Annotated in this window: 15 protein-coding genes; 14 read left to right on the top strand and 1 reads right to left on the bottom strand. The window is 51.6% G+C overall.

The features are described 5' to 3' along the window. Positions 1–76: 76 nt before the first annotated feature. On the bottom strand, positions 77–1,054 hold the full coding sequence (gene pspF, locus FQ015_RS10975; RefSeq protein WP_000852835.1) for a phage shock protein operon transcriptional activator: 978 nt from the start codon (positions 1,052–1,054) through the stop codon (positions 77–79). 166 nt (positions 1,055–1,220) lie between these two features. Here pspF and pspA point away from each other — a divergent pair, with 166 nt between their 5' ends. The 14 genes from pspA (at position 1,221) to pgmB (ending at position 13,948) form a co-directional block, all read left to right on the top strand. Beyond that, positions 1,221–1,889, top strand: a complete 669-nt coding sequence (pspA, locus tag FQ015_RS10970; RefSeq protein WP_000511033.1) for a phage shock protein PspA — start codon at positions 1,221–1,223, stop codon at positions 1,887–1,889. 53 nt (positions 1,890–1,942) lie between these two features. Then, entirely contained in the window at positions 1,943–2,167 is a 225-nt protein-coding gene (gene pspB, locus FQ015_RS10965; protein ID WP_001274963.1) for an envelope stress response membrane protein PspB, read from the top strand. After that, positions 2,167–2,526 (top strand): envelope stress response membrane protein PspC, encoded by a 360-nt coding sequence (gene pspC / locus FQ015_RS10960; protein ID WP_039020818.1) that lies wholly within the window; start codon positions 2,167–2,169, stop codon positions 2,524–2,526. Before pspB ends, pspC begins: the two co-directional genes overlap by 1 nt. Before the next feature lie 8 nt (positions 2,527–2,534). After that, positions 2,535–2,756, top strand: coding sequence for a phage shock protein PspD (gene pspD, locus FQ015_RS10955; RefSeq protein ID WP_001295585.1), 222 nt, complete (start codon positions 2,535–2,537; stop codon positions 2,754–2,756). 74 nt (positions 2,757–2,830) lie between these two features. Further along, the gene (gene pspE, locus FQ015_RS10950) at positions 2,831–3,145 is read left to right on the top strand and encodes a thiosulfate sulfurtransferase PspE (protein ID WP_000473128.1); all 315 of its coding nucleotides are present in this window, start codon (positions 2,831–2,833) and stop codon (positions 3,143–3,145) included. 213 nt (positions 3,146–3,358) lie between these two features. Beyond that, the gene (gene ycjM, locus FQ015_RS10945) at positions 3,359–5,038 is read left to right on the top strand and encodes a glucosylglycerate phosphorylase (protein ID WP_160524054.1); all 1,680 of its coding nucleotides are present in this window, start codon (positions 3,359–3,361) and stop codon (positions 5,036–5,038) included. Between the two features lie 13 nt (positions 5,039–5,051). Next, the gene (locus FQ015_RS10940; RefSeq protein ID WP_160524053.1) at positions 5,052–6,344 is read left to right on the top strand and encodes an ABC transporter substrate-binding protein; all 1,293 of its coding nucleotides are present in this window, start codon (positions 5,052–5,054) and stop codon (positions 6,342–6,344) included. A gap of 20 nt (positions 6,345–6,364) precedes the next feature. Next, on the top strand, positions 6,365–7,246 hold the full coding sequence (locus FQ015_RS10935) for a carbohydrate ABC transporter permease (RefSeq protein ID WP_001080790.1): 882 nt from the start codon (positions 6,365–6,367) through the stop codon (positions 7,244–7,246). Then, the gene (locus FQ015_RS10930) at positions 7,233–8,075 is read left to right on the top strand and encodes a carbohydrate ABC transporter permease (RefSeq protein WP_000224670.1); all 843 of its coding nucleotides are present in this window, start codon (positions 7,233–7,235) and stop codon (positions 8,073–8,075) included. The genes FQ015_RS10935 and FQ015_RS10930 overlap by 14 nt, the downstream gene beginning before the upstream one ends. Before the next feature lie 30 nt (positions 8,076–8,105). Next, complete coding sequence (locus FQ015_RS10925) at positions 8,106–9,158, top strand: zinc-dependent alcohol dehydrogenase (protein WP_039020821.1); 1,053 nt, start codon at positions 8,106–8,108, stop codon at positions 9,156–9,158. A 16-nt stretch (positions 9,159–9,174) separates the two neighbouring features. Beyond that, positions 9,175–9,963, top strand: coding sequence for a sugar phosphate isomerase/epimerase family protein (locus tag FQ015_RS10920; protein ID WP_160524052.1), 789 nt, complete (start codon positions 9,175–9,177; stop codon positions 9,961–9,963). Between the two features lie 9 nt (positions 9,964–9,972). Further along, complete coding sequence (locus FQ015_RS10915) at positions 9,973–11,028, top strand: Gfo/Idh/MocA family protein (RefSeq protein WP_039020823.1); 1,056 nt, start codon at positions 9,973–9,975, stop codon at positions 11,026–11,028. Beyond that, positions 11,025–13,292, top strand: a complete 2,268-nt coding sequence (gene ycjT / locus FQ015_RS10910; protein ID WP_160524051.1) for a kojibiose phosphorylase — start codon at positions 11,025–11,027, stop codon at positions 13,290–13,292. Before FQ015_RS10915 ends, ycjT begins: the two co-directional genes overlap by 4 nt. Then, positions 13,289–13,948 carry a beta-phosphoglucomutase gene (gene pgmB / locus FQ015_RS10905; protein WP_039020825.1) on the top strand — a complete coding sequence of 220 codons (660 nt, stop codon included), beginning with the start codon at positions 13,289–13,291 and terminating at the stop codon, positions 13,946–13,948. The genes ycjT and pgmB overlap by 4 nt, the downstream gene beginning before the upstream one ends. Positions 13,949–13,958: the final 10 nt, after the last annotated feature.

The following is a 13,958-nucleotide window of genomic DNA, read 5'->3' as shown; positions in this document are numbered from 1 at the left end:
TGCAAACGACGTATTGATTATGTATGCCGGATAAGGCGTTCACGCCGCATCCGGCAAGTTGTATTGCCCAACTTCGCTAAATCTGGTGCTTTTTCAACAACGCGCGGAACTGATGATAGGTTAACCCCAGTAATTCAGCCGCGCGCTTCTGGTTATATTTCCCTTGTTGCAAACTGAGTTGCAGCAACTCTTTTTCCTGCTGCATCTGAAACTCACGTAAATCCAGTGGCAGCGTTGGAAGCGAGGTGGTTTCTGAAACGGCGATAGCGTCTTCAGGCGGACGCCGTTTAAAGGGATCAATAATAATGTCATCAAGCGGATAATCGCTGGTGCCGTGGCGATACACCGAACGTTCCACCACGTTTTTCAATTCACGAATATTTCCCGGCCAGCGATAATTCAGCAATGTTTCTCTGGCGCGCTCAGTAAACCCCGGGAACAGAGGCAGCTTGATTTCCCGACACATCTGAATGGCAAAGTGTTCTGCCATCAGCATAATGTCGCTTTCGCGCTCGCGCAGGGGTGGCAGTTGAACAACATCAAAAGCCAGACGGTCGAGCAGGTCAGCGCGAAAAGTACCTTCATTGACCATCGCCGGGAGGTCGGCATTCGTCGCGCATACCAGCCGCACATTCACCTGCAATGGCTGGCTGCCGCCAACGCGCTCCAGTTCACCGTACTCAATCACGCGCAATAATTTTTCTTGCACCATCATCGGTGCCGTAGCGAGTTCATCAAGAAATAGCGTACCGCCGTCGGCACGTTCAAATCTCCCTGGATGACGTTTTTGCGCACCGGTAAACGCGCCCGCTTCGTGACCAAACAGTTCGGAATCCAGCAGATTTTCATTTAACGCCGCGCAGTTAAGGGAAATAAACGGCCCCTGCCAACGGGAGGAGAGATAATGCAGACGACTGGCAATCAGCTCTTTACCTGTGCCGCGCTCGCCGATGATGAGCACCGGTTTGTCCAGCGGTGCGAGATGCGAAACCTGTTCCAGCACTTCGAGAAAGCTGTTCGCCTCACCGAGTAAATTATCTTTGTATTCTGCCATGATGAAATTCGCCACTTGTTAGTGTAATTCGCTAACTCATCCTGGCATGTTGCTGTTGATTCTTCAATCAGATCTTTATAAATCAAAAAGATAAAAAATTGGCACGCAAATTGTATTAATAGTTCAGCAGGACAATCCTGAACGCATAAATCAAGAGGACAACATTATGGGTATTTTTTCTCGCTTTGCCGACATCGTGAATGCCAACATCAACGCTCTGTTAGAGAAAGCGGAAGATCCGCAGAAGCTGGTGCGTCTGATGATCCAGGAAATGGAAGATACACTGGTTGAAGTACGTTCTACTTCGGCGCGTGCGCTGGCAGAAAAGAAACAGCTGACTCGCCGTATTGAACAAGCGTCGGCGCGTGAAGTTGAATGGCAGGAAAAAGCCGAACTGGCGCTGCTGAAAGAGAGAGAAGATCTGGCGCGTGCGGCGTTAATTGAAAAACAGAAACTGACCGATCTGATTAAGAGCCTGGAACATGAAGTGACGCTGGTGGACGATACGCTGGTGCGTATGAAGAAAGAGATCGGCGAGCTGGAAAACAAATTGAGTGAAACACGCGCTCGCCAGCAGGCATTGATGTTACGCCATCAGGCGGCAAACTCGTCGCGCGATGTGCGTCGTCAGCTGGACAGTGGCAAACTGGATGAAGCAATGGCTCGTTTCGAATCTTTCGAACGTCGAATTGACCAGATGGAAGCGGAAGCAGAAAGCCACAGCTTCGGTAAACAAAAATCGCTGGACGATCAGTTTGCCGAACTGAAAGCCGATGATGCAATCAGCGAGCAACTGGCACAATTAAAAGCCAAAATGAAGCAAGACAATCAATAATAACATCCAGGCGGCGTCCGAACGCGCCGCCGCTCATCGTCTAAGGAGTCCTTATGAGCGCGCTATTTCTGGCTATTCCGTTAACCATTTTTGTGCTGTTTGTTTTACCGATCTGGTTATGGCTGCATTACAGCAATCGTTCTGGTCGCAGTGAATTGTCGCAAAGTGAGCAGCAGCGATTAGCGCAACTGGCTGATGAAGCAAAACGGATGCGCGAACGTATTCAGGCGCTGGAATCCATTCTTGATGCAGAACATCCGAACTGGAGGGATCGCTAATGGCGGGCATTAATCTCAATAAAAAATTATGGCGTATTCCACAGCGGGGCATGGTACGCGGCGTCTGCGCCGGGATTGCCAACTATTTTGATGTACCGGTAAAACTGGTACGTATCCTGGTGGTGCTGTCGATTTTCTTCGGCCTGGCGCTGTTTACCCTGGTTGCTTACATCATTTTGTCATTTGCGCTTGATCCAATGCCGGACAACATGGCCTTTGGTGAGCAGCTACCTTCCAGCAGCGAATTGCTGGATGATGTCGACCGTGAACTGGCGGCAAGTGAAACGCGTTTACGCGAGATGGAACGTTATGTCACTTCCGATACTTTCACGTTACGTAGCCGTTTCCGTCAACTGTGAGGAAAGTTATGAATACTCGCTGGCAACAGGCCGGGCAAAAGGTGAAGCCTGGTTTCAAATTAGCAGGCAAGCTGGTACTTCTTACCGCACTGCGCTATGGCCCGGCGGGTGTAGCTGGTTGGGCGATAAAATCAGTTGCTCGCCGACCGCTGAAAATGTTGCTGGCCGTGGCGCTGGAACCGCTGTTAAGTCGGGCTGCCAATAAACTGGCGCAGCGTTATAAAAGGTGAGGGGAGTTTCGCAAAAATTGTTAAAGCTAAGGCGTATTATGGATGGCAATTTTCATCCATAGAAGGACGCTTACATGTTTAAAAAAGGCTTACTTGCTCTGACACTGGTGTTTTCGCTGCCCGTTTTCGCCGCTGAACACTGGATCGATGTTCGTGTTCCAGAGCAGTATCAGCAAGAGCACGTTCAGGGAGCCATCAATATTCCCCTGAAGGAAGTGAAAGAGCGCATTGCCACCGCCGTTCCGGATAAAAACGACACCGTGAAAGTGTATTGCAATGCCGGACGCCAGTCAGGGCAGGCAAAAGAGATCCTTAGCGAGATGGGATATACCCACGTTGAGAACGCTGGCGGCCTGAAAGACATCGCAATGCCGAAGGTCAAAGGTTAAAAGAATCCACCCTAAGCGGCGCTTATGCGCCGTTTACTTTTTCTGTCACACCTTATTTACATCCCCATAGATTATTTGCGTCAGCTCACAAATACGCTTTTTCCCTGGTAAAAAATGATTTCCTGCGTGACTAAAACCCTTGTGCTCAATTGACAGTTTATTTTCTGCGGAGTAGTCTCTCGTTTCATGGGACCGCTACCACGGAAAGGCAACATGAAACAGAAAATTACGGATTACCTGGACGAAATCTACGGTGGAACATTTACCGCGACTCATTTACAGAAACTTGTAACGCGTCTTGAGAGTGCGAAAAGATTAATTACACAGCGACGTAAAAAACACTGGGATGAAAGTGATGTCGTGTTAATTACCTATGCCGATCAATTTCACAGTAATGATTTAAAACCACTACCCACATTTAATCAGTTTTACCATCACTGGCTGCAAAGCATTTTTTCACATGTTCATTTGTTGCCGTTTTATCCATGGTCATCTGATGATGGCTTTTCGGTAATTGATTATCATCAGGTCGCCAGTGAAGCGGGGGAGTGGCAGGATATTCAGCAACTCGGTGAATGCAGTCATTTAATGTTTGATTTTGTCTGCAACCATATGTCGGCAAAAAGTGAATGGTTTAAAAACTATTTACAACAAAAGCCAGGCTTTGAAGAGTTTTTTATTGCCGTTGACCCGCAAACCGATCTTAGCGCCGTCACCCGCCCACGCGCGTTACCCTTATTAACGCCGTTTCAAATGAACGATAATTCAACGCGCCATTTATGGACCACCTTTAGCGACGATCAAATTGACCTCAATTATCGCAGCCCAGATGTATTACTGGCGATGGTAGATGTGCTGTTGTGTTACCTGGAAAAAGGCGCAGAGTATGTCCGTCTGGATGCCGTTGGCTTTATGTGGAAAGAGCCGGGAACAAGCTGCATCCACCTGGTAAAAACACATCTGATTATCAAGCTGTTACGGTCGATTATTGATGACGTAGCACCAGGTACAGTGATCATTACCGAGACCAATGTTCCGCACAAAGACAACATTGCTTACTTTGGCAACGGTGATGACGAAGCGCATATGGTGTACCAGTTCTCACTGCCGCCGCTGGTGTTACATGCGGTGCAAAAACAGAACGTCCAGGCGCTGTGCCAGTGGGCGCAAAGTCTGACGTTGCCTTCCAGCAAAACCACCTGGTTTAACTTCCTCGCGTCTCATGATGGTATTGGACTTAACCCACTGCGTGGCTTGCTACCCGAAAGCGAAATATTAGCGCTGGTCGAGGCATTACAGCAGGAAGGGGCATTAGTAAACTGGAAAAATAATCCCGATGGTACGCGCAGTCCCTATGAAATAAATGTCACCTATATGGATGCGTTAAGCCGCCGCGAGAGTAGCGATGAAGAGCGGTGTGCCAGGTTTATCCTTGCCCATGCGATTTTGTTAAGTTTCCCCGGTGTGCCAGCGATATATATTCAAAGTATTCTTGGCTCGCGTAATGATTACGCAGGTGTCGAAAAACTGGGATATAACCGTGCGATTAACCGTAAAAAATATCACAATGAAGAGATAACCCGAGAACTGAACGATGAAGATACATTAAGGCATGCGGTATATCATCAGTTGTCGCATTTAATTACACTTCGTTGCAGTCATAACGAGTTTCATCCGGATAATGATTTTACCATCGATACGGTTAATTCATCCGTAATGCGTATTCAAAGAAGCAACGCGGATAGTAATTGTCTGACAGGATTGTTTAATGTCAGTGAAAATATTCAGCATATAAATATTACTGATCTGCACGGTCGGGATCTGATTAGTGAAGTTGATATAGTGGGTAATGATATAACGCTGCGCCCCTGGCAGGTTATGTGGATTAAATAAAAAGGAACATCTCATGATTAAATCAAAAATCGTGCTGTTATCAGCACTGGTTTCCTGCGCCCTGATTTCAGGTTGTAAAGAAGAAAATAAAACGAATGTTTCCATCGAGTTTATGCATTCTTCGGTGGAACAGGAACGCCAGGCGGTTATAAGTCAGTTAATTGCGCGTTTTGAAAAAGAAAACCCAGGCATCACTGTTAAACAAGTGCCGGTGGAAGAAGATGCCTATAACACCAAAGTCATCACCCTTTCCCGTAGCGGCTCGCTGCCGGAAGTGATCGAAACCAGCCATGACTACGCGAAAGTGATGGACAAAGAACAGCTTATCGATCGCAAAGCGGTTGCTACGGTCATCAGTAATGTCGGTGAAGGCGCGTTTTATGACGGCGTTCTGCGGATTGTGCGCACCGAAGATGGTAGCGCCTGGACCGGTGTTCCTGTCAGCGCATGGATTGGCGGTATCTGGTATCGCAAAGATGTCCTGGCAAAAGCCGGGCTGGATGAGCCGAAAAACTGGCAACAGTTGCTGGATGTCGCACAGAAACTGAACGATCCGGCGAATAAAAAATACGGTATTGCACTGCCGACGGCAGAAAGCGTACTGACGGAACAATCGTTCTCCCAGTTTGCGTTATCCAATCAGGCCAACGTTTTTAACGCCGAAGGCAAAATCACCCTTGATACGCCGGAGATGATGCAGGCGCTGACCTATTACCGCGACCTTGCTGCCAACACCATGCCGGGTTCTAACGACATTATGGAAGTGAAAGACGCCTTTATGAACGGCACCGCGCCGATGGCGATTTACTCCACCTACATCCTTCCGGCTGTGATTAAAGAATGCGACCCGAAAAATGTCGGTTTCGTGGTGCCAACCGAGAAAAACTCGGCGGTCTACGGCATGTTGACATCGCTGACCATTACCGCCGGGCAAAAAAGCGAAGAGACGGAAGCGGCGGAAAAATTTGTCACCTTTATGGAGCAGGCGGACAACATTGCCGACTGGGTGATGATGTCGCCAGGCGCGGCGCTGCCGGTGAACAAAGCGGTTGTGACGACTGCCACCTGGAAAGATAACGACGTGATTAAGGCGCTGGGAGACTTGCCGAATCAGTTGATTAGCGAACTGCCAAACATTCAGGTCTTTGGTGCGGTAGGGGACAAAAACTTTACCCGCATGGGCGATGTCACGGGGTCTGGTGTGGTGAGTTCAATGGTGCATAACGTCACCGTGGGGAAAGCCGATCTCTCAACCACGCTGCAAGCGAGCCAGAAAAAGCTGGATGAACTGATCGAACAGCACTAATCCCAGGACAGGAATCCGCAATGAACAGGCTTTTTTCAGGTCGTTCCGATATGCCCTTTGCGCTGCTGCTTCTCGCGCCCAGCTTATTACTGCTGGGCGGTCTGGTGGCGTGGCCAATGGTGTCGAATATCGAAATCAGTTTTTTACGTCTGCCGCTTAATCCCAACATCGAGTCAACGTTTGTTGGGGTGAGCAACTATGTGCGTATTCTCTCCGATCCCGGCTTCTGGCACTCGCTGTGGATGACGGTCTGGTATACCGCGCTGGTGGTGGCAGGTAGCACCGTGCTCGGCCTGGCGGTGGCGATGTTTTTCAACCGCGAGTTTCGCCTGCGCAAAACCGCGCGTTCGTTGGTGATCCTCTCCTACGTAACGCCGTCCATTTCGCTGGTGTTCGCCTGGAAATACATGTTCAACAACGGCTACGGCATTGTGAACTACCTCGGCGTCGATCTTCTGCATCTCTATGAGCAGGCGCCGCTGTGGTTCGATAACCCGGGCAGTAGTTTTGTACTGGTGGTGCTGTTCGCCATCTGGCGCTACTTCCCGTATGCCTTTATTTCGTTTCTGGCGATTTTGCAGACCATCGACAAATCGCTGTACGAAGCGGCAGAGATGGATGGCGCGAATGCCTGGCAGCGGTTTCGCATCGTCACGCTGCCCGCGATTATGCCGGTCCTGGCGACGGTGGTGACTCTGCGTACCATCTGGATGTTCTACATGTTCGCTGACGTTTATTTGCTGACGACCAAGGTCGATATTCTCGGCGTCTATCTCTACAAAACCGCCTTTGCCTTTAATGACTTAGGGAAAGCGGCGGCGATCTCAGTGGTGCTCTTCATCATTATTTTCGCTGTCATTCTGCTGACCAGAAAACGGGTGAACCTCAATGGCAACAAATAAACGCACACTCAGTCGCATCGGTTTTTACTGCGGGCTGGCGCTGTTTCTCATCATCACGCTGTTTCCGTTTTTTGTGATGTTGATGACCTCGTTCAAAAGCGCGAAAGAGGCGATCTCGCTGCATCCTACGCTGCTGCCACAGCAGTGGACGCTGGAGCATTACGTCGACATTTTTAATCCGGTGATTTTCCCGTTTGTCGATTATTTCCGTAACAGCCTGGTGGTGTCGGTAGTTTCATCCGTGATAGCAGTATTTCTCGGCATTCTCGGGGCTTACGCGCTTTCCCGCCTGCGCTTTAAAGGGCGAATGACCATCAACGCCAGCTTCTACACGGTGTACATGTTCTCCGGCATTTTGCTGGTGGTGCCGCTGTTCAAAATCATCACCGCGCTTGGCGTTTACGACACCGAGATGGCGCTGATCATCACCATGGTGACGCAAACCCTGCCTACCGCCGTGTTTATGCTGAAAAGCTACTTCGACACCATCCCCGATGAAATCGAAGAAGCGGCGATGATGGATGGCCTCAACCGGCTGCAAATCATCTTCCGCATCACGGTACCGCTGGCGATGTCCGGGCTGATATCCGTGTTCGTCTACTGCTTTATGGTGGCATGGAACGACTATCTGTTTGCCTCGATTTTCCTCTCCAGCGCCAGCAATTTCACTTTACCGGTAGGCCTGAACGCGCTGTTCAGTACCCCTGATTACATCTGGGGCCGAATGATGGCGGCCTCGCTGGTGACCGCATTGCCGGTGGTGATTATGTATGCACTTTCGGAACGTTTTATTAAGAGTGGTTTGACCGCCGGTGGCGTGAAGGGCTAAAGCGGCCAGTTTCTTGACAAGGAGTTTTACATGAAAAAGTTAGTAGCCACAGCACCGCGCGTTGCCGCGTTGGTGGAGTATGAAGACAGGGCGATTTCAGCCAATGAAGTGAAGATCCGCGTGCGGTTCGGCGCGCCGAAACACGGGACGGAAGTGGTCGATTTCCGCGCCGCCAGCCCGTTTATCGATGAAGACTTTAATGGCGAATGGCAGATGTTCACCCCCCGTCCGGCAGATGCGCCGCGCGGCATTGAGTTTGGCAAGTTCCAGCTTGGCAACATGGTGGTTGGCGACATTATCGAGTGCGGCAGCGACGTTACCGACTACGCGGTGGGTGACAGCGTATGCGGCTACGGCCCGCTTTCCGAAACGGTCATCATTAACGCGGTGAATAACTACAAACTGCGCAAGATGCCGCAAGGTAGCTCGTGGAAAAACGCCGTCTGTTACGACCCGGCGCAGTTTGCCATGAGCGGCGTGCGCGATGCCAACGTGCGCGTGGGCGATTTTGTGGTGGTAGTCGGGCTTGGTGCGATTGGTCAAATTGCCATTCAACTGGCAAAACGCGCTGGCGCGTCGGTGGTGATTGGTGTCGATCCTATCGCTCATCGCTGTGATATTGCCCGTCGCCACGGGGCGGATTTCTGCCTTAACCCCATTGGCACGGATGTAGGCAAAGAGATTAAAACGCTGACCGGCAAGCAGGGTGCCGATGTGATTATCGAAACCAGCGGCTACGCCGACGCGCTGCAATCGGCACTGCGCGGCCTGGCTTATGGCGGCACCATCTCCTATGTTGCGTTTGCCAAACCGTTTGCTGAAGGTTTTAACCTCGGACGCGAAGCGCATTTCAACAACGCCAAAATTGTCTTCTCTCGTGCGTGCAGTGAACCGAACCCGGATTATCCGCGCTGGAGCCGCAAGCGTATTGAAGAAACTTGCTGGGAACTGCTGATGAACGGTTATCTCAATTGTGAAGATTTAATCGACCCGGTGGTGACCTTTGCTAACAGCCCGGAAAGCTACATGCAGTATGTCGACCAGCATCCGGAACAGAGCATCAAAATGGGCGTAACTTTTTAATTCTAAGGACGGAAAAATGAAAATTGGTACACAGAATCAGGCGTTCTTTCCGGAAAATATTCTGGAGAAATTTCGTTATATCAAAGAGATGGGTTTTGATGGCTTTGAGATTGACGGCAAACTGCTGGTTAACAATATCGAAGAAGTCAAATCAGCGATCAAAGAAACCGGTTTACCGGTGACCACCGCCTGCGGCGGTTATGACGGCTGGATTGGGGACTTTATCGAAGAACGTCGTCTTAATGGTTTAAAGCAGATCGAGCGCATTCTTGAGGCGCTGGCGGAAGTGGGCGGCAAAGGTATTGTCGTTCCAGCAGCGTGGGGCATGTTTACCTTTCGCTTACCGCCGATGACCTCGCCGCGCAGCCTGGATGGCGATCGTCAAATGGTGAGCGATTCCCTGCGTTTCCTGGAGAAGGTAGCCGCGCGTACCGGAACGGTGGTGTATCTCGAACCGCTAAACCGCTATCAGGACCACATGATCAACACGCTCGCCGATGCTCGTCGTTACATCGTCGAAAACAACCTTAAACATGTGCAGATTATCGGCGATTTCTATCACATGAACATCGAAGAGGATAACCTGGCGCAGGCGCTGCATGACAACCGTGACCTGCTTGGTCATGTGCATATTGCCGATAACCATCGCTATCAGCCGGGCAGCGGCACCCTCGATTTCCACGCACTGTTTGAACAGTTGCGCGCCGATAACTATCAGGGCTATGTGGTGTATGAAGGGCGCATTCGGGCAGAAGATCCTGCTCAGGCGTACCGTGATTCTTTGGCCTGGTTGCGCACCTGCTAAGAGGTCTTTGTGAAAAGTGCAATGACAAGCTCTCCGCTGCGGGTCGCGATAATAGGCGCGGGCCAGGTGGCGGATAAGGTTCATGCTTCGTACTACTGCACCCGCAACGATCTGGAACTGGTGGCTGTCTGTGACAGCCGCCTTTCCCAGGCGCAGGCGTTGGCAGAGAAATACGGGAACGCATCCGTGTGGGACGATCCGCAGGCCATGCTGCTGGCGGTAAAACCTGACGTGGTAAGCGTCTGTTCACCTAACCGTTTTCATTACGAGCATACCCTGATGGCGCTGGAGGCAGGCTGCCATGTGATGTGCGAGAAACCACCCGCCATGACACCAGAACAGGCGCGGGAGATGTGTGATACCGCGCGTAAACAGGGTAAGGTGCTGGCCTACGACTTTCACCATCGTTTTGCCCTTGATACGCAACAACTGCGTGAACAGGTGACCAACGGCGTTTTAGGTGAGATTTACGTCACGACCGCCCGAGCCCTGCGTCGCTGCGGTGTTCCCGGTTGGGGTGTGTTTACCAATAAAGAACTTCAGGGTGGCGGCCCGCTGATCGACATCGGCATTCATATGCTGGATGCCGCGATGTATGTGCTGGGCTTTCCGGCGGTGAAAAGCGTGAATGCGCACAGCTTTCAAAAGATCGGCCCGCAAAAGAGCTGTGGTCAATTTGGCGAGTGGGACCCGGCAACCTACAGCGTCGAAGATTCGCTGTTTGGCACCATTGAATTTCATAACGGCGGTATTCTTTGGCTCGAGACATCATTTGCACTCAACATTCGCGAACAGTCAATTATGAACGTCAGCTTTTGCGGCGATAAAGCGGGAGCCACGCTGTTTCCGGCGCATATCTATACCGATAACAACGGTGAATTAATGACGCTGATGCAACGGGAACTGGCCGACGACAACCGTCATTTGCGCAGCATGGAAGCCTTTATCAATCACGTACAGGGCAAGCCAGTGATGATTGCCGACGCCGAACAAGGGTACATCATCCAGCAACTGGTGGCGGCGCTGTATCAATCCGCAGAAACAGGGACGCGTGTGGAATTATGACCAGGCCAGTAACATTAACGGAACCCCATTTCAGCCAGCATACCCTGAATAAATATGCCTCATTAATGGCGCAGGGAAACGGCTATCTTGGGCTTCGTGCCAGCCATGAAGAAGATTACACGCGGCAGACGCGCGGCATGTATCTGGCAGGGCTTTATCATCGAGCCGGGAAAGGTGAAATCAACGAACTGGTGAATCTGCCAGACGTGGTGGGAATGGAAATTACCCTAAACGGGGAGATTTTTTCGTTATCCCGCGAAGCGTGGCAGCGTGAGCTTGACTTTGCCAGTGGAGAATTACGCCGCAGTGTTATCTGGCGCACCAGCGACGGCGCAGGGTTCACCATTGAAAGCCGTCGTTTTGTTTCGACAGATCAACTGCCGCTGATCGCGCTGGAAATCAGTATTACCCCGCTGGACGCCGAGGCATCAGTGCTGATCTCAACAGGCATTGACGCCACGCAAACTAACCATGGTCGCCAGCATCTTGATGAAACCCAGGTGCGCGTGTTTGGCCAGCACCTGATGCAGGGGATCTACACCACCCAGGATGGGCGCAGTGATGTGGCCATCAGCTGTCACTGTCAGGCGAGTGGTGACGTTCAGCAGTGCTATACCGCAAAAGAGCGCCGTTTGCTGCAACATACCAGCGCGCAACTTCGCACAGGTGAAACACTGACCCTGCAAAAGCGGGTGTGGATTGACTGGCGGGACGACCGACAAGCCGCTTTAGACGAGTGGGGCAGTGCGTCGCTTCGCCAGCTCGAAAGGTGCACGCAACAGAGTTATGACCAACTTCTTGCAGCATCCACAGAAAACTGGCAGCAATGGTGGCAGAAACGTCGTATCACGGTAAACAGTAGCGATGCGCACGATCAGCGGGCGTTAGACTATGCGCTTTATCATTTGCGTATTATGACGCCCGCCCATGACGAGCGTAGCAGCATTGCGGCGAAAGCCTTAACCGGCGAAGGCTACAAAGGCCACGTTTTCTGGGATACGGAAGTGTTCCTGCTGCCGTTCCATCTGTTTAGCGAACCGACGATTGCCCGAAGTTTACTGCGCTATCGCTGGCACAACTTGCCTGGCGCGCAGGAGAAAGCGCGACGCAATGGCTGGCAGGGCGCGCTGTTTCCGTGGGAGAGCGCACGTAGCGGCGAAGAAGAAACGCCGGAATTTGCCGCCATTAACATTCGTACCGGACTGCGGCAAAAAGTGGCCTCAGCGCAGGCGGAACATCATCTGGTTGCCGATATCGCCTGGGCGGTTATTCAATACTGGCAGGTAACGGGGGATGAAAGCTTCATTGCTCACGAAGGCATGGCGCTACTGCTGGAGACCGCAAAGTTCTGGATTAGCCGCGCGGTAAGGGTTAACGATCGTCTGGAAATTCATGATGTTATTGGGCCAGACGAATATACCGAACACGTTAACAATAACGCATACACAAGTTATATGGCCTGCTACAACGTCCAACAGGCACTGAATATTGCTCGCCAGTTTGGCTGTAGCGACGATGCGTTTATTCATCGTGCCGACATGTTCCTCAAAGAGCTGTGGATGCCAGAAATTCAGCCCGACGGCGTTTTGCCGCAGGATGATTCGTTTATGGCGAAACCGGCGATAGATCTGGCGAAATACAAAGCGGCGGCAGGCAAACAAACCATTCTGCTGGATTATTCACGCGCAGAAGTGAACGAGATGCAGATCCTCAAGCAGGCCGATGTGGTGATGCTCAATTACATGCTACCAGAACAATTTTCAGCGGCCTCTTGTCTCGCCAATCTGCAATTTTATGAACCGCGCACCATTCACGACTCGTCATTGAGTAAAGCGATCCACGGCATTGTTGCCGCGCGTTGTGGCTTGCTTGCGCAGAGTTACCCGTTCTGGCGCGAGGGGAGTGAAATCGATCTTGGTGCTGATCCGCATAGCTGCGATGACGGTATCCATGCCGCCGCAACTGGCGCTATCTGGCTGGGGGCGATTCAGGGTTTTGCCGGAGTCAGCGTGCGCGACGGCGAATTACATCTGAACCCAGTGTTACCTGAGCAGTGGCAACAGTTATCTTTCCCTTTGTTCTGGCAGGGCTGCGAATTACAGGTCACTCTCGACGCGCAGCGTATTGCGATTCGAACTTCTGCGCCCGTTGCACTGCGGTTGAACGGTCAGCTTATTTCCGTGACTGAAGAATCTGTTTTCTGTTTGGGTGATTTTATTTTGCCCTTCAATGGGACCGCTACCACACATCAGGAGGATGAATGAAACTACAAGGGGTAATTTTCGATCTGGATGGCGTGATCACCGACACCGCACATCTGCACTTCCAGGCATGGCAGCAGATTGCCGCCGAAATCGGCATCAGCATCGATGCGCAATTTAACGAGACGTTAAAAGGGATCAGCCGCGATGAGTCCCTGCGACGCATTCTGCAACACGGGGGCAAAGAGGGCGACTTTAACGTGCAAGAGCGGGCGCAACTGGCGTATCGCAAAAATCTGCTCTACGTCCACTCACTGCGCGAACTGACGGTTAACGCTGTTCTGCCGGGAATTCGGCCTTTGCTGGCAGATCTTCGGGCGCAAGGCATCCCGGTAGGGCTGGCCTCCGTCTCTCTGAATGCCCCAACAATTTTAGCGGCGCTGGAGCTGCGCGAGTTTTTCACCTTCTGCGCGGACGCTTCCCAACTTAAACACTCGAAACCGGACCCGGAAATCTTTCTCGCCGCCTGTGCCGGGCTGGGCGTGCCGCCGCAGGCATGTATCGGCATTGAAGATGCGCAGGCGGGCATTGACGCCATTAACGCCAGCGGTATGCGCTCGGTGGGGATCGGCGCGGGCTTAACTGGGGCGCAATTACTGTTGCCCTCAACGGAGTCCCTGACCTGGCCGCGGTTATCGGCCTTCTGGCAAAACGTATAGCAAAGGAATC

Origin of the sequence: Escherichia sp. HH26CH, assembly GCF_009820205.1 — a bacterium.
GTDB lineage: Bacteria > Pseudomonadota > Gammaproteobacteria > Enterobacterales > Enterobacteriaceae > Escherichia > Escherichia coli_F.
The sequence above is the reverse complement of the archived record's forward strand: the minus strand, read 5'-3'. Positions and strand labels throughout refer to the sequence as shown.